The 19,067-nt window shown below is 38.0% G+C and carries 14 protein-coding genes; 9 read left to right on the top strand and 5 right to left on the bottom strand.

Annotation, left to right across the window (positions count from 1 at the left end):
• Entirely contained in the window at window positions 1–1,215 is a 1,215-nt protein-coding gene (locus IGI86_RS08460) for a GNAT family N-acetyltransferase (RefSeq protein WP_005235821.1), read from the bottom strand.
• 145 nt (window positions 1,216–1,360) lie between these two features.
• Here IGI86_RS08460 and lepA point away from each other — a divergent pair, with 145 nt between their 5' ends.
• Window positions 1,361–3,196 carry a translation elongation factor 4 gene (gene lepA, locus IGI86_RS08455; protein WP_005235823.1) on the top strand — a complete coding sequence of 612 codons (1,836 nt, stop codon included), beginning with the start codon at window positions 1,361–1,363 and terminating at the stop codon, window positions 3,194–3,196.
• Window positions 3,197–3,268: 72 nt separating this feature from the next.
• On the opposite strand, the gene IGI86_RS08450 is transcribed toward lepA, so the two are convergent.
• Together IGI86_RS08450 and IGI86_RS08445 are read right to left on the bottom strand one after the other, a co-directional pair.
• Complete coding sequence (locus IGI86_RS08450; RefSeq protein ID WP_144330393.1) at window positions 3,269–4,336, bottom strand: type I restriction endonuclease; 1,068 nt, start codon at window positions 4,334–4,336, stop codon at window positions 3,269–3,271.
• Between the two features lie 451 nt (window positions 4,337–4,787).
• A complete protein-coding gene (locus tag IGI86_RS08445; RefSeq protein WP_185953751.1) occupies window positions 4,788–5,129 on the bottom strand; it encodes a helix-turn-helix domain-containing protein in 342 nt (113 codons plus the stop codon).
• 485 nt (window positions 5,130–5,614) lie between these two features.
• On the opposite strand from IGI86_RS08445, the gene IGI86_RS08440 reads away from it, so the two are divergent.
• From IGI86_RS08440 to IGI86_RS08430, 3 genes are all read left to right on the top strand, one after another.
• Window positions 5,615–6,565, top strand: a complete 951-nt coding sequence (locus IGI86_RS08440) for a zinc-binding dehydrogenase (RefSeq protein ID WP_430617928.1) — start codon at window positions 5,615–5,617, stop codon at window positions 6,563–6,565.
• Window positions 6,566–6,839: 274 nt separating this feature from the next.
• Complete coding sequence (locus tag IGI86_RS08435) at window positions 6,840–7,091, top strand: hypothetical protein (protein ID WP_008380019.1); 252 nt, start codon at window positions 6,840–6,842, stop codon at window positions 7,089–7,091.
• 498 nt (window positions 7,092–7,589) lie between these two features.
• The gene (locus IGI86_RS08430) at window positions 7,590–9,632 is read left to right on the top strand and encodes a glycosyl hydrolase 115 family protein (RefSeq protein ID WP_430617946.1); all 2,043 of its coding nucleotides are present in this window, start codon (window positions 7,590–7,592) and stop codon (window positions 9,630–9,632) included.
• A gap of 84 nt (window positions 9,633–9,716) precedes the next feature.
• Here IGI86_RS08430 and IGI86_RS08425 read toward each other — a convergent pair whose 3' ends face one another.
• Together IGI86_RS08425 and IGI86_RS08420 are read right to left on the bottom strand one after the other, a co-directional pair.
• Window positions 9,717–10,229 (bottom strand): GNAT family N-acetyltransferase, encoded by a 513-nt coding sequence (locus tag IGI86_RS08425; protein ID WP_061054201.1) that lies wholly within the window; start codon window positions 10,227–10,229, stop codon window positions 9,717–9,719.
• Between the two features lie 289 nt (window positions 10,230–10,518).
• Complete coding sequence (locus tag IGI86_RS08420) at window positions 10,519–11,508, bottom strand: AraC family transcriptional regulator (protein ID WP_430617927.1); 990 nt, start codon at window positions 11,506–11,508, stop codon at window positions 10,519–10,521.
• A 177-nt stretch (window positions 11,509–11,685) separates the two neighbouring features.
• Here IGI86_RS08420 and IGI86_RS08415 point away from each other — a divergent pair, with 177 nt between their 5' ends.
• The 5 genes from IGI86_RS08415 to IGI86_RS08395 all read left to right on the top strand — a co-directional run bounded on the left by IGI86_RS08415 (window position 11,686) and on the right by IGI86_RS08395 (window position 19,028).
• On the top strand, window positions 11,686–12,963 hold the full coding sequence (locus IGI86_RS08415) for a PTS sugar transporter subunit IIC (protein WP_400450940.1): 1,278 nt from the start codon (window positions 11,686–11,688) through the stop codon (window positions 12,961–12,963).
• Window positions 12,964–13,035: 72 nt separating this feature from the next.
• Window positions 13,036–14,502, top strand: a complete 1,467-nt coding sequence (locus tag IGI86_RS08410; RefSeq protein WP_086299418.1) for a glycoside hydrolase family 43 protein — start codon at window positions 13,036–13,038, stop codon at window positions 14,500–14,502.
• The gene (gene bglX / locus IGI86_RS08405) at window positions 14,495–16,738 is read left to right on the top strand and encodes a beta-glucosidase BglX (protein ID WP_258185828.1); all 2,244 of its coding nucleotides are present in this window, start codon (window positions 14,495–14,497) and stop codon (window positions 16,736–16,738) included. The genes IGI86_RS08410 and bglX overlap by 8 nt, the downstream gene beginning before the upstream one ends.
• Before the next feature lie 235 nt (window positions 16,739–16,973).
• Window positions 16,974–17,678 carry a flavodoxin gene (locus IGI86_RS08400; RefSeq protein WP_035006851.1) on the top strand — a complete coding sequence of 235 codons (705 nt, stop codon included), beginning with the start codon at window positions 16,974–16,976 and terminating at the stop codon, window positions 17,676–17,678.
• Between the two features lie 468 nt (window positions 17,679–18,146).
• Entirely contained in the window at window positions 18,147–19,028 is an 882-nt protein-coding gene (locus IGI86_RS08395; RefSeq protein WP_181154933.1) for a LysR family transcriptional regulator, read from the top strand.
• Window positions 19,029–19,067 lie beyond the last annotated feature (39 nt).

Below are 19,067 nucleotides of genomic sequence, written 5' to 3'. Positions count from 1 at the left end.
TTAGAAATAATCACTGAAATAGGCTTCCATATCAGGGATGATCGATTCTAGTAATGCCAGTGTTTCTGAATCGGTATTTAGCCGTTCCACACGCTCTAAGTAAGCTGGACGGCGGTAATTCATCAACAGACACGACAATGTCTGAATATCCAATTGGACAGCTTTTCCGATGGCTTCTCTTGAAACCACGATCTCCCCGTGATTGTATTGGACACCGAAGATTCCGTTGTTCCAATCGGCAACTGGGTCAGAAACAACAAAGTGAAAGGGTGTTTGAAAGGCTTCAAATGGGAAGTTTTTCAAAAACTGTTCAACATCGACGATCCGCGCCATGTAATAAGGCTCAATGGTTTCTTTGATTTGGCTATCATCCAGGTAGAAGGACAGGGGTTCATTTGAATAAATGTCTCCTTTGACCCAATAGACCATTGAGAAATGAGCAGAGATAAAATTCCAAAGACCATTGCGGGCTTCTTGATTTAAGTAGAACATTTCCTTTACATGGAAGACTTCTTCGGCTACCCAATAAAAAAGTACACCAGTCGGATGACCACTGGCATTGTAATAGACAGCCGCGGTGCGCTCTTCTTCATTTTCATAGCGCCAATACTCTTCCCAGTGAAAAGAGGTCCGCTGCAAGGCGCCATGGTTTTCCCGGGAGAATTGGTTATAGACAGTAAAGACATCAGGGTCATCCACTTCTTTGCGCTCTACGATCCCAGGGACTTCTTTGGTTTTCGGAAGCTGGGTATCACGAATTTTGAAGGTCAGCTTGTCGGACATAATCTCCCAGCCTTTGCGACGATAGTAAGGCACATTGTATGGATAAAGGTAGGAGATCCATTGCTGATCTTCCCGCATGGTTTCTAAGGCAAGCTTGATCAAGTCTTTCATCAGGCCATGTCCGGCATATTCAGGGTAGGTCCCAACACCGGTCACTCCGCCCATTTTGATCAATTTGCCGTGTATATTGACTTCACAAGGATAAACGGCGATTTGCGAGATCAACTTGTCTTCATTGAACCAGCCAAAGACCTTGGAAAGCTCTAAGATCGGGCGCTTAGATTTAATCATTTCCCGTTTGCTCTCATAGCCGCTTTCTTCAATATCCGATTCAGTGATCTGAAAAACGTAGCTTAACAGTTCATTGAACTGATCAACGTCTTTTTCATCCACCGCTCGAATATGTAGATTTTGATGAAAATTATTGTCCATTCTTTCAACTCCAATTTATTTGCTAGCTCTAGTATAGCAAAACCTGAATGAATATGTCTAAATAACGGTTAAGAAAAATACTTTAACTATTGGCGTTTCGTTGGTATAATAGAAAAGCTGACTAAAAGAAATGAGGAACGTATCCATGAACATAGAAGAAATGAAAAAACGACAGGAGAAGATTCGTAATTTCTCCATTATCGCCCATATCGACCATGGGAAATCAACACTGGCGGACCGTATTTTGGAACAAACCCATACGGTGACGTCTCGGGAAATGCAAAACCAATTATTAGACTCCATGGATCTTGAACGTGAACGAGGAATCACGATCAAATTAAATGCTGTGGAACTTAACTATACCGCCAAAGATGGAGAAACCTACATCTTCCATTTGATCGACACCCCAGGGCACGTCGATTTCACCTATGAAGTTTCCCGCAGTTTGGCCGCTTGTGAAGGCGCCGTACTCGTCGTTGATGCGGCTCAAGGGATCGAAGCACAGACATTGGCAAACGTCTACTTGGCGTTAGACAATGATTTAGAGATCCTACCAGTCATTAATAAAATAGACTTGCCAGCTGCCGATCCTGAGCGGGTACGAACAGAGATCGAAGATGTTATCGGAATCGATGCCAGTGAAGCTGTTTTAGCGAGTGCCAAAGCAGGTATTGGGATCGAAGACATTTTGGAACAAATCGTTGAGTATGTCCCAGCTCCAGCAGGTGATATTGAAGCACCGTTAAAAGCGTTGATCTTTGACTCCGTGTACGATTCCTATCGTGGGGTGGTCTTAAACGTCCGCATTATGGACGGGATGGTCAAACCTGGAGATAAAATCAAAATGATGAGCAATGGCAAGACCTTTGACGTCACGGAAGTCGGTGTCTTTTCACCCAAAGCTATTCAACGAGATGCGTTGATGGTGGGCGATGTTGGGTATATCACTGCTGCCATCAAGACTGTTAAAGATACGCAAGTCGGAGATACGGTGACTTTAGCCAACAATCCAGCAGCCGAAGCATTGGAAGGCTACCGCCAAATGAATCCAATGGTTTATTGCGGATTGTACCCAATCGATACCTCACGCTACAACGACCTTCGAGAAGCATTGGAAAAATTACAACTGAATGATGCAGCATTGCAATTTGAGCCAGAAACCTCTCAAGCGTTAGGATTTGGGTTCCGATGCGGCTTCTTAGGCCTATTACACATGGATGTCGTGCAAGAACGGCTAGAACGTGAATTTAACCTTGAGCTGATTACGACTGCACCATCCGTAATCTATCATGTCAACAAGACAGATGGCTCAATGGTCGTCGTTGATAACCCAGCAGAATTTCCTGAACCAGTCACGATCGACAATGTACAAGAACCATACGTAAAAGCACAAATCATGGTTCCTAATGATTACGTCGGTGCTGTAATGGAATTGTCCCAACGCAAACGGGGAGACTTTGTCACGATGGATTACTTGGATGATTATCGAGTAAACGTCGTTTATGAGATCCCATTATCGGAAATCGTCTTTGATTTCTTTGATAAATTGAAATCCAGCACGAAAGGGTATGCATCACTCGATTACGAAATGTCTGGTTACCGCACTAGCAAGCTAGTGAAGATGGACATCTTGCTGAACACTGAAAAAGTCGATGCATTGAGCTTTATCGTTCACCGTGACTTTGCTTATGAACGAGGCAAAGCCATCGTTGAAAAACTGAAGAAACTGATCCCACGACAACAATTTGAAGTACCGATCCAAGCAGCCATCGGACAAAAAATCGTTGCCCGTTCAGACATTAAAGCCTTGCGTAAAAACGTATTGGCGAAATGTTATGGCGGTGACGTTTCTCGGAAACGCAAACTTCTGGAGAAACAAAAAGAAGGGAAGAAGCGGATGAAACAAATCGGCTCTGTCGAAGTACCGCAAGAAGCCTTCATGGCAGTTCTTAAGATGGATGAGGATGAACCGAAGAAATAAAGAAAAATGTCTAGCCGAAAATTGGCTAGACATTTTCTTTAAATTTTTGTATACAGGAACGATGACAGTCTTCTATAAAAATTTTTTTGTAACCTCAATAATCTCGTTAGAAAAGTTATATATATCAATGGGTGACTTTATATCATAAATGGTTTTTTCTTCATTATTAAGTTCGATTTTACTCGAATTTTGACCGATTCTCACACGTAAAATCCATTTTCTGATGTTATCATCCAGCAATATATTAAAGTAACTTTTGTTATCTCTATAAAAAAGCCTATCCAAAGAGATAAGATCTTTTAAAACAATTTTCACTATTGTATAAGATTCTAATTCTTCAGGAGTAGTAATAATATCTCCACCATCTTTTATTATCACTTCTTCATCATTTTCTTCAACTATTACCTCATCTGGAGAAGCAGAAGTTTTTAATGCTGCATTTAACTTATCGTTCACTTTTTCTTGTATATATTGATTAAGCCCTTTTTTTATAACAGGTTGAAATTTGTCAATTGTTTGCTTGGTTTTCATTCCATCATATATTTCCCCTAAAAGGTATTTGACGAAGTTATCACTCGGACATTCCCATTCTTTATTTAAATAGCTTTTTAAGTTGTTCAAATATTTTAGTTCAGAAGCACTACTGATAATTTTATCAACATCAAAATTATCTTTATGGAATTTAGCTAATTCAGGGAACTGGGAATCTTTAATTTTTGTAATATCTACTGTTAAAAAAGGAGTTAAGTCCATTTTATTCGGCTCATCTAAGTCTGTAAAAAATTTATACTCTTTTCCATTTGTGAGAATGCCAAATTTTGATTCAGTAGTACCAAAATATCTAAAAAGTTGTGAATCATGCTTAGTTAGTGGCTCGTTAATAGACTTAGCTTCAACAAGAATCATTGGTTTGCCATCTAGAACTATTGCATAGTCAACTTTCTCTCCTTTTTTTATACCGACATCTGCTGTGAATTCAGGAACAAATTCAGTAGGGTTGAACAAATCATAACCTAAACCGGCAAAAAATGGCATAATAAGAGACGTTTTTGTAGCTTCTTCCGTAGCAATATTGTCTTTCAAACTTGTTACCCTTTTACCTAGATTTTTTAAATCATCTCTAAATTTTTCGATTTCCAAATTAAACCCTCCAAAAAATAATAATTCAAAACTGCTACAATCCTATAAGATTTAATAGGAGAGTGTAGTTGTTTTCATTTTACTGCTCGAAAACGTTTCTGACTAATTGAAGAGCACGTATTCTGGCATCTTTATTAGTTTATAAATATACAGATTACAAAGAAATTATCAGCAATTTTTAAATCACTCGATCTTTCAATAACAAAAATTACTCGGAAGAGGTCATTATTAAATACTAGTTGATTATTATCTTATTTGAACATATTGAATAAGGTAAAGGAGTGGTGATCGGTCTGTTTACAAACGTAAAATTAATTATCTAATTTGAATAAAATTCATATCAAAAAGAAAAACATTTATTCACTTTAATTAGGTATACAAATGAAGATAGATAACGCTGAAATTTCGAAACTTTCTCTTCCCGTTTCATGTACCAGGTATTAATAAGAATTTATGTTATTGAATCTCGACGTTTAACAAATTCAATAAAATTCAATATTTCTATCAATTGGGCTTGTGATAGATCATCAATAGATGATGTAATATTATTGGTTAAAAAAGACACTTGATTGTCTGATTCAGAAAAATTAGATTGGTGCCCATTTAAAATATAATCAGTAGAAACATTGAAATAATTTGACAATTGACGTATTACATCGTCTTTAAGTCCGCGTTTTCCTATCTCCCACATTCCAATAGTGCTAGTTGCTACATTAAGCTCTTTTGCTAATTGTGGTTGGGAAAGATTTCTTTGTTCTCTTAAAATAGCTAATCGCTCACCTACAGTCTGCATAAAAATAACTCCTTTAAATATTATATTACTATCACTAAATGTGATTGCATAGATAAAAACAAAAAAATCACAAAACGTGATAAATTGAAGTATATTATATCCATAAATATGGCTCCAATACATAGAGTGAAGTGAAAATGGGTTTATGTATTTAATAAATTTAAAAATCTATTGAAATAAATTCATTTGTCATAATATTACCTTAGAGTGATTATTCGAGAGAGGAAATCTATAATTTTTTTATTAGTATAATATAAATAATCATTATTCATTTTAAAATGTATTAGACGAACTGAAGAAATAATCTGTTTTGACGGATATCAACAAGAGGAATAGAATGAAAGTACCTTCGAGAGAAGGTGCTTTTTTTGATCAAAAAGAATAATCTAAAATGACCGTAGGAACATTCACTGGTTGTTTAGTAGATAGTTTCAATCGATTGATGCGTGGCTTGTGATAGATTGAAGATCGGAGAGGATTTGCACATGAAGGCGTTATATTTTAATGAATTCGGTGATTCAACTGTTTTAACATATGGGGATTTGCCTGATCCCACTATTCATGAAAATGAACTATTGGTAGAAATGATGTATATTGGGTTGAATTATGCAGATATTTATCGAAGAAAGGGCAGCTATCATATTGAATCCCGAGACCCTTTTATCAATGGCTATGAAGGAGTAGGGAAGATTGTTCAAAAAGGAAGATCAGTCTCCAAATTTCAGCTAGGGGAAACGATTCTTTTTGTGGATGTTCCTTTTGCCAACGCAGAATTGGTGGCTGTTCCTGAGGAAAATGCCATCCGTATTCCATCTGGTATACCACCTAAATTAGCAGCCAGTATTGGTCTGCAAGGGTTGACAGCTGATTTTTTAGCTCATGATCTTGGCAATAATGTGAATAATAGTAAGGTCTTCGTCCATGGGATAAGTGGTGGTGTCGGACAAATTTTATCGCAACTATTAACCGCAGATGGTCTAGAAGTTTATGGCGTCACTTCTACGGAAGAAAAGCGACAACTGGCTTTAGACCAAGGAGCAAAACATGTCTTTTTAAGAAATACAGAATGGCAAGAAACCTATATTTCTTTCTTTGATACCGTTTATGATGGCATTGGGCATACATTAGCCGAAAGTGTCGACTTGCTCAGAAATAGAGGGAAGGTTATCTTTTTTGGCATGGCCGGCGGAAATCCGCCAGCGATCGACTTTATTCCCTTGTTATCAAAATCAAAAAGTATTTTGACAGGAGATCTGTGGGATTACTTGACAAGTTATCAAGAGCGGGAGAGAAGAAGCACCCGACTGTTTGATTATTTTAACAAGAATCAAATTAAAATCAGTCAACCAACCATTTTTTCCTTAGTTGACGGAAAAGCTGCCCATGATTATTTAGAATCTGGAAAAAGTGTCGGGAAAATTTTGCTGCAACCATAAGAAAGTAAAAAAAGCTAAATGACTTTATCATAAAAGATACACCGAATGTTTGCTAATTCACTAAACTATCTTTTTATATAATCGATACTTCTCTTATTATAAATCATTAAGGATAAAAATAAGTATAAAATGAGTAGAATATTGCAAGAATCTAATGTTTTCTATTTCTTCAGTGAGAATCAGATAAAACTTTGTGATAAACAATACATTTAATTTGAAAATATTTAATTACAGCAGTAAGATAAATATATCAAATACTTAAGGAGTGATTTCTATGACAAACTATGAAGAAAAGGAAGCAAAAGCATTGGTAAAGATTGCCGAGGTTCTTGATAAGTTAGATGAGAATTTAGCTGAATTAGACACACTAGATGCTGACGCAAAAAAACATAGTATGAAGAAATGGATCGTTGAGAAAAAAGCGATTCACGAAATCAAAAAGATCGCACACGAAGCCGGTAAGTATGAAAAGTACGATGAAAAAGCACTACAAAAAGAAATTAATGAAGTTGAGAAGTATATGTAATTGAAGAAAAATAAGAAATTGTCTTCATTATTCAGCAATTGAAATCTGAACTGATAAAAGCCAGATTTTAATTGAAGATTTAGAATTGACGATGATCTCACTAAGCCCATGCTCTTATGAGTGTGGGCTTGTTTGCTGTACATATGATTAAACACGACAAGCTGAATAGGCATAAAAGATCATGTTCTACAACGACAAGATAAAACCTTAGTTAAAGGGAGACGGGGAAAAATCAAAAAAAACAAAGAAAGTCTGTTTTTTCGTTTTTTTCATCGACTTTCTCCATTTTTTTAGACAAGCTTTTCGCTTATTCTAAATTTATGAGCGGTATCAAAGTAAAAAGTTAACAAAACGTTTAGACCATTTGAAAATACCTTTGCAGAAAATAGTGACGAGAGATTTATGGCTGATAAGCAATTAGATTGCCTTTTACAACATAGTAGAAAGTTCTTTATTGAAGATAAAATAATAAACTATATAGATGAAACGGGTGATTACATGGAAACAACATTTTTCATTTCTAAAAATACTTCTGTCACGTCAAAACAGCTGGAAAATGAAGTGATTGGGCATGCTTGCGAGATATTGCAGCGTGACATTTTAACCGTTGTGGCAGACACAAAGAAGGCAAATGAAATTGAATTGGTTTTACTTGATGAAAAAAATGAAACGGATGCTTTTCATATACTTTTCGTATCGCCAGATAAAGTAAAAGTGTGTGCTGAAACACCGTTAGGATTAATGTATGGGGTTCTTGAAATCTCTCATAAAATTTTAGGTGTTCAACCCTTTTGGTATTTCATGGAGATTCCCCCAATAAAAAAGCCATTTATTGAATGGACAGGTTTTGACTTAACATTGCCTGATTTTGCAACGGACTATCGGGGCTGGTTCGTTAATGATGAGTTGCTGCTGGATCAATGGGAAGATAATGGTTCAAATGAATATGTATGGGAACGTATTTATGAAACATTGTTACGTTTAGGCGGAAATGTCATCATCCCTGGAACAGATAAGAACAGTCATAGACATCGAGAAAGTGCGCAAGCGATGGGGTTGATCTATACACATCATCATGCCGAGCCACTAGGCGCTGAGATGTTTGCTAGAAGGTATCCCAGTTTGAAGGCTTCATACGAGGAACATTTTGTGTTGTTTCAGGAATTATGGAAAAAAGCCTTACACGAGCAAAAAGGTACCAAGGTTATTTACACACTCGGTTTTCGTGGACAAGGGGATTGTCCTTTTTGGTCAGAAGATCTTGATCGTCAGTGGTCTGCAGCGGAAAAAGCAGCAGTGATCAACGAAATCGTCCATCTACAATATCATATGGTTAAAGAAGTCGATCCTCATGCAGTATGCTCGATGAACATTTATGGGGAGATGACGGAATTATTTAATCTTGGCTTACTTGAGCTTCCAGATGATGTGATTGAGATTTGGGCGGATAATGGTTATGGCAAAATGGTTTCTCGTAGACAAGGGAATCACGATCCACGAGATGAGGTGTTAACAAACACACCAAAACCAAATCAATCAAGAGGAATCTATTATCACGTTGCCTTTCATGATTTACAAGCATCTAATTTCTTGACGATCTTGCCTAATAGCCCAGAATTTGTTTCTAGAGAGTTAATGGCGGTTAGAGAAGTCAAGATGGATAAGTTTGTCTTAGTTAATACAGGTAACATAAAACCGCATATTTTGTTCTTACAAGAAATAGCGAATTTCTGGCGAGCAGATTATCAGTTACGAACCAATCAAGAGATAATTTTAGAGCATGTAACACAATACTATCAAAATCAGCAAGAAGAGATCCAAGCTGTCTACGAAGCTTACTTTGAAGCGGTTATCCGCTATGGAACATATGAGGATCAAACCGCTGGGGATGAGTTTGCCTGTTATTTGATTCGAAAAATTATTCAATCCTGGCTCAAGCAAGAAACAAAAATTCCGAGGTTAGAATGGTTGACGGGTGATCGGAAAATCAAGGAGCAAGTCACAGAAATTTTCTCTATGGTAGGAGAAAAGATAGTAGCCTGGGAGAATCTATTGCTGAGATGCCAGCAGATTACATTATCCCTTCAGGATAAAAATCCGGAAAATGCTCGCTTTTTTAATGATATTTACCTCTCAGTAGCCGTTCAATGCAAAACATTAAAAGCACTGCTCCGTTTGTTAGACGCTTATCAGATGATTGATCGGGAAGAAATGGTTTTTGTATTTGTAAAAGTTTTCGATGCGTTAGAAGAAATCCATCAACTAATTCAAATACTGAAAGAAAATCCAAGTGATACATGGTATGATTTTTATGAAAACGATGGCTATACCAACCTAACATTGACAAAAGAGATGATTAAAAGTCTGTTGTCTTACATTCGCATCATTGGCGATGGTCCAGATCAAGACCAGTGGGAGAGGAAATATATTATGGACTCCACTGAATCAAGAGTTATGTTGCTTTCAAATACAAAAAAAGCGTTGACGGATGAAAAGTTAGCAAGAAAAATCAGAGTAAGTTTTAAAAAAGTTCGTAAATAATATTAATTTGAGATGAAACGCCATTCAAAAGTTAGACTTAATATCTTACTTTTGAATGGCGTTTCATCTAGTATGCAGTTTTTATTAGAATTCATTAGGCGTGTTGGCCAATTCTAGCACCATATTATACCAAGCAACACCTGCATGTTGTGATTCTGACAGTCCTTCTAGTTGATAGCCATGCTTTTTGTAATATGGAACCAATGATTCTAAACAAGTTAAGGTGATTCCTTTTCTGTTTTGAAGACGACATTTTTCTTCAAGGGCTGACAGTAGTTTGTTACCAATTTGGCAGTTTCTATAATCAGGAGCGACAGCTAAGCTAAGAATACTTTGGTAGCCACCAAAAGGCTGATTAGGACGAGTACTTTCAAAAAGATCGTCAGAGAGATAACGTTTAGAAATAATGGGTCCTACAACGTAGCCGATCGGATAATCCTTTTCATTTACTGCAACAATAAAACTGTCACTTATTGTAAGTATACGATCCATCATCGCAGATTTGGATGCTGCTTCATCCGCTGTAAATCCTGCATTTTCAATCTGCATGATTTGATCAATATCATCTTCTTTTGGTGGTCTGAAAAAAACGTTCATTCAATCACTCCTATACTATTTAGGAATAGTTTATCATATAATGATCCTTTTAAAATCCATCTTACGCGCTTCTATTTTATTTTTGCTTGTCTAACGTTTTTTAACATAAATGCGTTGACTTTTTCGCCACATATTTGAGGAAAATCGAAAGATAAATGGAAAAGTCGTTAATAAATTATTGTTTACAACTTTCTTTCAAACTCTTTAATAAGCCTTAGAAATTTTATATGGAAAGATAATTAAAAAAAAGATTGGAGAGCCTTAGTGGTAAATCAACTTTATGATTTATTCAAAAATGAAGCTTTCTTCTTGTACCAGGAGTAATGCCATATGTTTCTTTAAATTTTTGGTAAAAGAAATTAATATTCTCAAATCCGACTTGTTGCGAAATATCAACGATATCCATGTCAGTTGAAAGTAAAAAACGATCAGCTGCCAAGATACGTTGATTGATTACAAGTTTTTTGTAAGAATAGCCGGTGTGTTTTTTTAAAAGATTGGACAGATAATTAGGATTAAGGTTGAATTGTTTCGATAATTCTGTCAAAGTCACATTTGCATAATTTTTCTCAATGGATTTCAAAATTGGAACAATCGGGCTCTTTCGATATCGATCAGAACGATCCGTATAAGAGTCTTGATAGATATTCACAAGATCCGAAATGATCAAACTCAACAACCCTTCACAAATGTCGGTATATGCTGTTGAACGATCGAACCATTCGCATAACAACTCTTTAAAAAAGAACTGTAGACGTGTCCTTGTTTCTGAAGCAAAATGAATAAATCGATCATGTTTCATTCCATGAGTGATGGCTTCAATAAAAAATGAAGTCAAAACGCTGTCCGAGGAAAAACGGTTGAAGAAATTTGCAGTTAAATAGTACTTGGGAATAATCAAATTAATGAGAATATCATTTTCGCCAAGCGGTTCAATCTTGTGAACAGTGTTTGCATCCATCAGCAAAATTTGCCCTTCATACAGAAAATGTGGCTCATTGTTAATGATCTGCTGACATTTTCCAGCATACATATAATTAAACTCGATCCAATCATGGCAGTGAATCGGATAATTTTGAAAACGAGAATGCCGTTTTATAAAAAAAGGCTGTTCTTGCGTAATCATCTGTGAATTTGTCAGTTCCATGCAAAGAACTTCTTGACCATTGACAACTACTTTTTTATAGTCGGAATAATCAGGTTTCAAATTTCCGTTTCGATACGCCTTTTCATGATTAGAAACCTTACGGATCAGCCTGTCTAGGGATAAATGGTCCATCGTTGCGCTCCTTTTTTATCGATTTTAACAATCAAGAATCAAGTAGTCAAATCTGTGTTTTTGTCAAAAACAAGTCAGGAATTGATATTCGCTTTCGCTAAAGAGTCTGTTATATTGATAACAAGTTGAAATTGAAGGCGCTATCAAATCAACAATAAATGATTGGAAGGAAATATTATGAAAGAAAAAATCACAGGTCATTTCGATAAATTAAGTCCTTTTTTTGACAAATTAGGCAACAATGCTTATTTAAAATCGATCTCCGGGGCGATGATGGGGACACTAGGTCCTATTTTGATCGGCTCGATCGCTGTTTTACTTCTAGTATTACCTAATAGTCTTCCAGCACTTTCATTTTTAGCTGGTTTCGCAAATGTTTTTAGCAAACTAAATCAAATAACTATTGGCTCGATGGCTGTTTATGTCGTGGTATTAATGGCTTATCATTTAGTGAAAAATCTACGTCCGACAGAAGATGGTATTTCTGCTGCTATTATCGCATTGCTTAGTTTCTTTATCATTACCCCTCTAGGTACAACGACGGATGAAGTCAGCGCAATTCCAGCTACTTGGCTAAGTGCACAAGGAGTATTTTCCGCAATGATCGTTGGTTTGGTAAGTGGAAGGGTATATATTTGGCTGAAAGACAAAGGTTGGACAATCAAAATGCCAGCAGGTGTACCTCCTATGGTAACAAAAGTGTTTGAATCAATTTTACCTACGATTCTTATCAGTGTGCTCTTCATTGTACTAAATTCACTCTTTGAAGCAACCAGCTTCGGCAACATGCATCAGTTTGTTTACAGTATCATACAAGAACCGCTTCAAGGGATCGGAGGATCAATCAGTGCAGTCATTCTGATCTCACTGATTCAACAGGTTTTGTGGTTTTTCGGTATTCATGGAACAAATGTCGTTATGCCGATCGTTCAAGCCCTGTGGATGGCAATGGACGTCGAGAACTTAAACGCTGTTGCGGCAGGCCAAACACCGCCAAACATTACTGGCTATGCATTCTTTATGATCATAACTTGGAGCGGTATGGGCTTAGGATTAGCATTATTAATGCTGCGAGCGAAAAGCAAGCAGTATCGAGAAACAGGGAAAGTCGCAATTGTTCCAGCTCTTTTCGGAATCACTGAACCATTGATTTTTGGTACGCCTTTGGTATTAAACTTTAAATTAGCGGTACCATTCATTACCAATAATAGCATTGCTTTAATTTTAGCTTATGTTTTAACACATTTTGGATTTGTCGCTCGTTTTACTGGTGTTACTGCCATTTTCGGTTTACCAATTGGGTTCCATGCTGCTGTTCAAGGGAAACTGTCGATTATCATCTTACAGTTGTTCATTCAACTGATTTTGTCCCCAATACTATGGTATCCGTGGTTTCGAAAGCTGGATAAAGAAACCTATCAATTGGAACAAGCCGCATTGAAGGAGCAAGTGTAAACCCGAAAAAGAAAGCGGCTAGTGTCGCTTTCTTTTTTCTATGTGGCAATACAAAGAGAAAAGAGGAGCACAATGAAGTATACCAATCCGGTTATCAAAGGATTTCATCCTGATCCGAGTATTTGTTTCGATGGAAAATCCTACTATTTAGTCTGTTCAAGTTTCGAATATTTTCCTTGTCTGCCGATTTTTAAAAGCCAGGATCTACTCAATTGGCAATTTAAACAGTATGCGATTGATTGTCCAGATCATATCAATCTGAAAGAAATCAGCAACTCGATGGGACTTTTTGCCCCAACGATCCGCTTCTTTGAGGAAACATATTTTCTGGTATGTACAAATGTCACTCAAGGGAATTTCATCTGCCATACGAAAAACCTTGACCATGGCTGGTCTGATCCAATCTGGATCAATTGTCCTTTTGGGATCGATCCCTCGCTTTCATTTATTGATGGCCGATTTTTCTTCCAACTTGCTGCATCAATGAAAGGGAAAAACAGCATTCTACAATTTGAAATCGATCCTTACAGCGGGAAAATGCTGACAGATCCGGTAGAAATCAGCCAAGGGTGCGGTGGACGCGACGCGGAAGCACCACATCTTTTCAAGAAAGACGAATGGTACTATCTTATATTGGCGGAAGGTGGCACAAGAGAAGGACATATGGTAACGATTCAAAGAAGTAAATCAATCAATGGTCCATATGAAGGAGCAAGTATGAATCCTATCCTCTCGAATAGAGATATCAAGTCGCCGCTTCAAGCCGTAGGGCATGCAGATTTCTTTCAAGATAAAGAAGGTTTTTGGTGGCTGACAGCTCTTGCGACTAGGCCCAAACGTCATTTTACCCTGCTTGGTCGTGAAACGATTCTATTACCTGTAGAGTGGATTGACGGTTGGCCAGTTGTCAACCAGACAGGGAACGCATCGGTTGAAGTTGAAACAGATCGTTTTTCAAAGAGCGTTAAGCAGCGGAATGAACCGGTACCTTTTCTCTGCAAGAAGTTGCAGAGTGTACGTTTGCCAATTGATTATACGTATGATACTGATTTGGTCATTGATAACTTACCGACCCGTTTAGGAACTTCTAAGGACGAGCCCATTGCCTTTTTGTCCTTAAGTCAAGCTGATACTGACTGCTGCTTTGAAACGACATTGATGGTCGACGAATGTCAGGAGGGAAATTTTGGCATAGCAATCTATAAGGATGACCTGCATTTTTGCCAATTCGGATTGCGAAAAACAAAACACCAAACAGAGCTTTTTTCCAGCAAAATCATCTTCGATTTACATCTGCATCGATCCAATAATTTAAAAGATAGAAAGAGACTGACCCTGAAATTATCTGGAGACAGCAATAGCTACAATCTGCTGATTATAGATGGAACGAGTACTGTAGTGTTTAAAGATCAAATCGCTGTACGTCATTTTACAAACGAATGTTCTGACTCAAAATTTACCGGTGTCCAGTTAGGAGTTTTTGCAGAAGCAGCTACAGGAAAGACTCGCTTTATCACACCAGAACTAAGATATCAATAGAAAAAACTATGCGAGGAGTAATAATATGAAAAATCAAACACTGGTACAATTAGTCAACCAACTGACCTTAGATGAAAAAATCGGCCAATTGGTGCAGTTATCTGGAGAATTCTTTCACGGAAGCGATTTGTCTTTGGGTCCTCAGCAAAAACTTGGCATCGAACAACAAACCATCGATTTTGTCGGTTCGGTACTAAATGTCACAGGGGCTCAAGTAACTCGAAAGATTCAAACAGACTACTTAAGAAAAAGCCGACACAAAATCCCTCTATTGTTCATGGCAGATATCATTTATGGATACCGAACAGTCTTCCCGATTCCTCTAGGATTGGGAGCAACATGGAATCCGGCGTTGATTCAAAGCGCCTACCAAGCCGCAGCCCAAGAAGCAAGAGCGGCTGGCGCGCATGTAACTTATGCACCGATGGTCGACTTAGTACGCGATGCTCGCTGGGGCCGATGCTTGGAGTCGACAGGAGAGGATCCGCTGCTAAATGCTGATTTTGCGAAAGCGATGGTAGAAGGCATTCAGCAGGAAAAAGGGGGGGATCTGTTCGGAATCGCTGCCTGTGTTAAACATTTTGCTGCTTATGGAGCAGCAGAAGGCGGACGCGATTATAATACAGTTGATATGAGTGAACGCAAACTGCGTCAAGACTACTTAATCGGCTATAAAGCGGCTGTCGAGGCTGGATGCAAACTAGTCATGACTTCTTTTAACACGTATGATGGTATTCCCGCTACTGCTAATCAATTTCTGATCAAACAAATTCTAAGAGAAGAATGGCAGTTTGACGGAGTCGTTATTTCGGATTATGCAGCTGTTCAAGAATTGATTCCTCATGGGATTGCTGCGGATGATCGAGAAGCGGCCAAATTAGCGATCGAAGCAACAAATGACATCGATATGAAAACCCGCTGTTATGCGAAAGAGCTTCGTCCGCTGTTGGAAAGCGGTGCGATTGATCAGCGGTTGATCGATGACGCTGTGTATCGTGTCTTGAAACTTAAAGAGGATTTAGGGCTGTTTGAAGATCCTTTCCGTGGCAGTTCAGAAGAAGTAGAGGCTCAAATACTTTTATCCGAAGAGAACCGGCAACTTGCACGAAAAGTTGCCTCCGAAGCGATCGTTTTATTGCAGAATAAGCAAGAGGTACTTCCTCTTACTCCAAACAAAGAGAAAATATTACTCGTTGGTCCCTATGGTGACAACCAAGCAATGATTGGTTTATGGGCAGTACACGGAAAAACAGAGGATGTCACAACATTAAAAACGGCGCTCCAAAATGCAGTTACGGAAAAATATGTTCATTACGAACCAGGTTGTCCGCTTTTAGAAGATGATTCTATACTTGGAGACTTTGGCTATACTGCCAGCGGCAATTCCTCATCAGCTGCACAGCAAGATCTTTGGCTGAAAGAAGCGTTGAAATCTGGCACTGAGGCAGACATTATTCTTTTTGCTATGGGGGAACACAGTTTGCAAAGTGGGGAAGCTGGCAGTCGAACGGACCTTCATTTACCAGCTGTTCAAAGAGCTTTTATTAAAAAAATGACCGCTCTTGGTAAAAAAAATATCTTGATCAATTTCAGTGGTCGCCCACTGGTGTTAAAAGAAGAAACAAAACAAATGGATGCAATATTACAGGCATGGTTTCCTGGTACAGAAGGAGCACAAGCAATCGTTGATATACTTTTTGGGAAGGTCAATCCTTCTGGTCGTTTAAGTATGAGCTTCCCAGAAGATGTAGGGCAGCTGCCACTTTACTACAATCACTTCAATACTGGAAGACCATTGAACAGCAAGACACATACAGGACGTTTCGTTTCGAAGTATCTGGATTGCTCAAACGAGCCGCTCTTTCCATTTGGTTATGGGTTGAGTTTTGGGGAAGCATCATACCATTCGTTAAAATTGAGTGATTCAACCATGAATGAAACGTTGGAAGCTGAAATTACGATCCGCAACAATTCTGCTTACTCCAGATTGGAGACAGTCCAGCTTTATATCAGAGATCACGTTGGATTGGTAGTTAGGCCTGTGAAAGAATTAAAGAAATATCAAAAAATCTCTTTGTCAGCTTATGAAGAAAAAACCGTTCAGTTCACAATAACAAAAGAAGATCTTTATTATTATCAAAAAGACATGAATTATGGCGTCGAACCAGGAATGTTTACTTTGTTTATTGGAAAAAATTCATCTGAGGGCGAATCAACAACTTTTGAACTTCTCTGAATTTCCTTCGCTGGCCCAGATTAAACACTGAAAAACAAGATAGAACAATAAGAGATGAGACTTGGGAGAGCTGTAGAACAACAGGAATTGTTTTACGGCTTTTCATTGTGTTGATTTTGTGAGAAATTGGTAAAAGAAAATCTAAAAACGCTTCTAGCGTATTGCCCTAAAGTACACTTCAGGAAATATACTTAAAAAGTCAATCTGATTGATAATAAGAAAAAGGGGTAATATGATGAAAAAAATTTTGTATGGAATACTTTTTTTAGTGATCTTTCTCACCGGATGTGGTCAATCACAAAATGAAGAGACAGAAAATGGTGCGACGACTGACAATACAGCAGAAGTTGATGGTCTAGAAAGTGAACAAGTAGGGAATGGAGGGGTAGAAGCTACGATTGCCATAGCATACTTTACACGTCCAGAGAATTTAGAACAAGAGCCTGAGATCGAAGCTGTTTCAAGAGCCAGTTTTAATATAGTAGACGGTGAACTCGCAGGAGATGTGCGCATTTTGGCTGAAATGATCGCAGAGGGGACAGGTGGTGAAATATTCTCCATTCAGACAGTATCAGGCTATCCAAATATTTATGATGAACATACAGCTACAGCCACTGTAGAGGTGGAAGAGGATGCGAGACCAGAATTGATAGAGAATACTGAAGAACTAGAAAATGCAGACGTTCTTTTTATTGGATTTCCTATTTGGTGGAACCGGGCACCGAGAGCTATTTTAACATTTCTTGAATCAAATGATTTTAGCAACAAACAAATCGTTCCATTTGCAACACACGGTGGTAATGGATTAACAAATAGTCAAAATGAATTGGAATTGCTATATCCAGACTACGAATTTCTCCCAGGATTTGGGGTAAGAGGGGGAAATGTGGAAGCGTCTGAAACGAACCTGCAGGATTGGCTAACGGAAATTGGATTCTAGCTATTTCTTTAGGTATCAGCAGATGGATGATACCTTTCTTGAAAAATAAAATGAAACATAATATTGTTATGGTAAACTAAATTTAATCGGAAGTCACAGCTACAATGAAGGAACATAAGGATCTTCATCGCAGCTGATTTGTAAAAAAAATCTATTATTAACTTGCTACATGAGCTTGTATAGATATTTAGACTATCTCGGGTAAGAATAAGCATAACAAAAACCCACTTATCCTACGTCAAATGTCATAAAATAAATAGCTGATAAACCTGTTCGTTTGTGCGAACAGGTTTTACATGTCATTCCATAAAACGATCTTCTTAAAATTCTACAGTCTTCTCCGCTTTTTTAGCATGATTCGCGGGATTTGCGATTCTTTGTTATTATTAGAAATGGATAGACCATGAAGAAGGATGATTCTTTTCATTACTAAAAGTTAAAATGTTGCAAAAAAGAGGAGGCGATTTAGTGGAATTTCGTTTATTAAAATATTTCTTCACGATTGCAGAGGAAGGGACGATCTCACAAGCCGCAGAAGTGCTCCACATCACCCAACCGACATTGAGCCGTCAATTAAAAGAATTAGAAGATGAATTAGGGACGGCTCTTTTCATTCGTGATAATCGTACAATGCTCTTAACCGAAGCAGGTCGTTTTTTAAAAAGCCGTGCCGAGGAGATATTGAGTCTAACGGATCAAACCATGCAAGAGTTTGAAGCTCGTAAGAAACAGTTGTTTAGTGGTCATTTTACAATTGGCTGTGTGGAAGCAGATAATTCCGACACGCTTTCTTTGATGTTGGAAGAATTTATCAGTGACTATCCAGATGTCCGCTTTCATATTCACAGTGGCACAGGAGATGATATCAACGAGCGTTTGGAGAAAGGCTTATTGGATTTGGCGATTTTGATCGAACCTATCGAGATCGAGAAATACGAAAAAATCGTTCTACCAAGAAAAGAGACTTGGGGTATACTGACATCGGCTGATTCTTTTCTCGCCCATAAAGAGGAGATCACACCAGAAGATATCAAAGGGGTGCCTTTGCTAGTGTCAAGGCGTCCGGAGGTGCAGCAAATGTTCAGTCAATGGTCAAAAACACCAATAGAAGAATTACCGATCGTTGGAACATATAACTTGATTTTCAATGTCTTTTCCTTGGTAGAAAACCATGTTGGGTCGGCGTTGACCATCAGCGGAGCAGTTGGAGAACGAAGGGATGAAATAATCAAATTTTTGCCTTTAGTCCCTCAAATCGAAACCAGCTGTGTCTTGGTGTGGAAAAGAAATCGTGTGATGTCGCCGGTTGTGACGGCGTTCATTGCCCGCTTTCGTGACGCTTTTGAATAATTGCATCCTAAAAGCCAAAAGAAGTGGAGTGATCCGCTT

The organism is Enterococcus sp. AZ188 (genome assembly GCF_050544075.1).
GTDB lineage: Bacteria > Bacillota > Bacilli > Lactobacillales > Enterococcaceae > Enterococcus_D > Enterococcus_D entomosocium.
This window is presented reverse-complemented; position numbering and strand designations above follow the sequence as displayed.

Coding starts and splice junctions, on each gene's coding strand:
- IGI86_RS08430 (WP_430617946.1), top strand. CDS start 7,590: ATGGAAACAACATTTTTCATTTCTAAAAATACTTCTGTCACGTCAAAA.
- IGI86_RS08445 (WP_185953751.1), bottom strand. CDS start 5,129: ATGCAGACTGTAGGTGAGCGATTAGCTATTTTAAGAGAACAAAGAAAT.
- IGI86_RS08460 (WP_005235821.1), bottom strand. CDS start 1,215: ATGGACAATAATTTTCATCAAAATCTACATATTCGAGCGGTGGATGAA.
- IGI86_RS08415 (WP_400450940.1), top strand. CDS start 11,686: ATGAAAGAAAAAATCACAGGTCATTTCGATAAATTAAGTCCTTTTTTT.
- IGI86_RS08440 (WP_430617928.1), top strand. CDS start 5,615: ATGAAGGCGTTATATTTTAATGAATTCGGTGATTCAACTGTTTTAACA.
- IGI86_RS08410 (WP_086299418.1), top strand. CDS start 13,036: ATGAAGTATACCAATCCGGTTATCAAAGGATTTCATCCTGATCCGAGT.
- IGI86_RS08420 (WP_430617927.1), bottom strand. CDS start 11,508: ATGGACCATTTATCCCTAGACAGGCTGATCCGTAAGGTTTCTAATCAT.
- IGI86_RS08400 (WP_035006851.1), top strand. CDS start 16,974: ATGAAAAAAATTTTGTATGGAATACTTTTTTTAGTGATCTTTCTCACC.
- IGI86_RS08435 (WP_008380019.1), top strand. CDS start 6,840: ATGACAAACTATGAAGAAAAGGAAGCAAAAGCATTGGTAAAGATTGCC.
- IGI86_RS08425 (WP_061054201.1), bottom strand. CDS start 10,229: ATGAACGTTTTTTTCAGACCACCAAAAGAAGATGATATTGATCAAATC.
- lepA (WP_005235823.1), top strand. CDS start 1,361: ATGAACATAGAAGAAATGAAAAAACGACAGGAGAAGATTCGTAATTTC.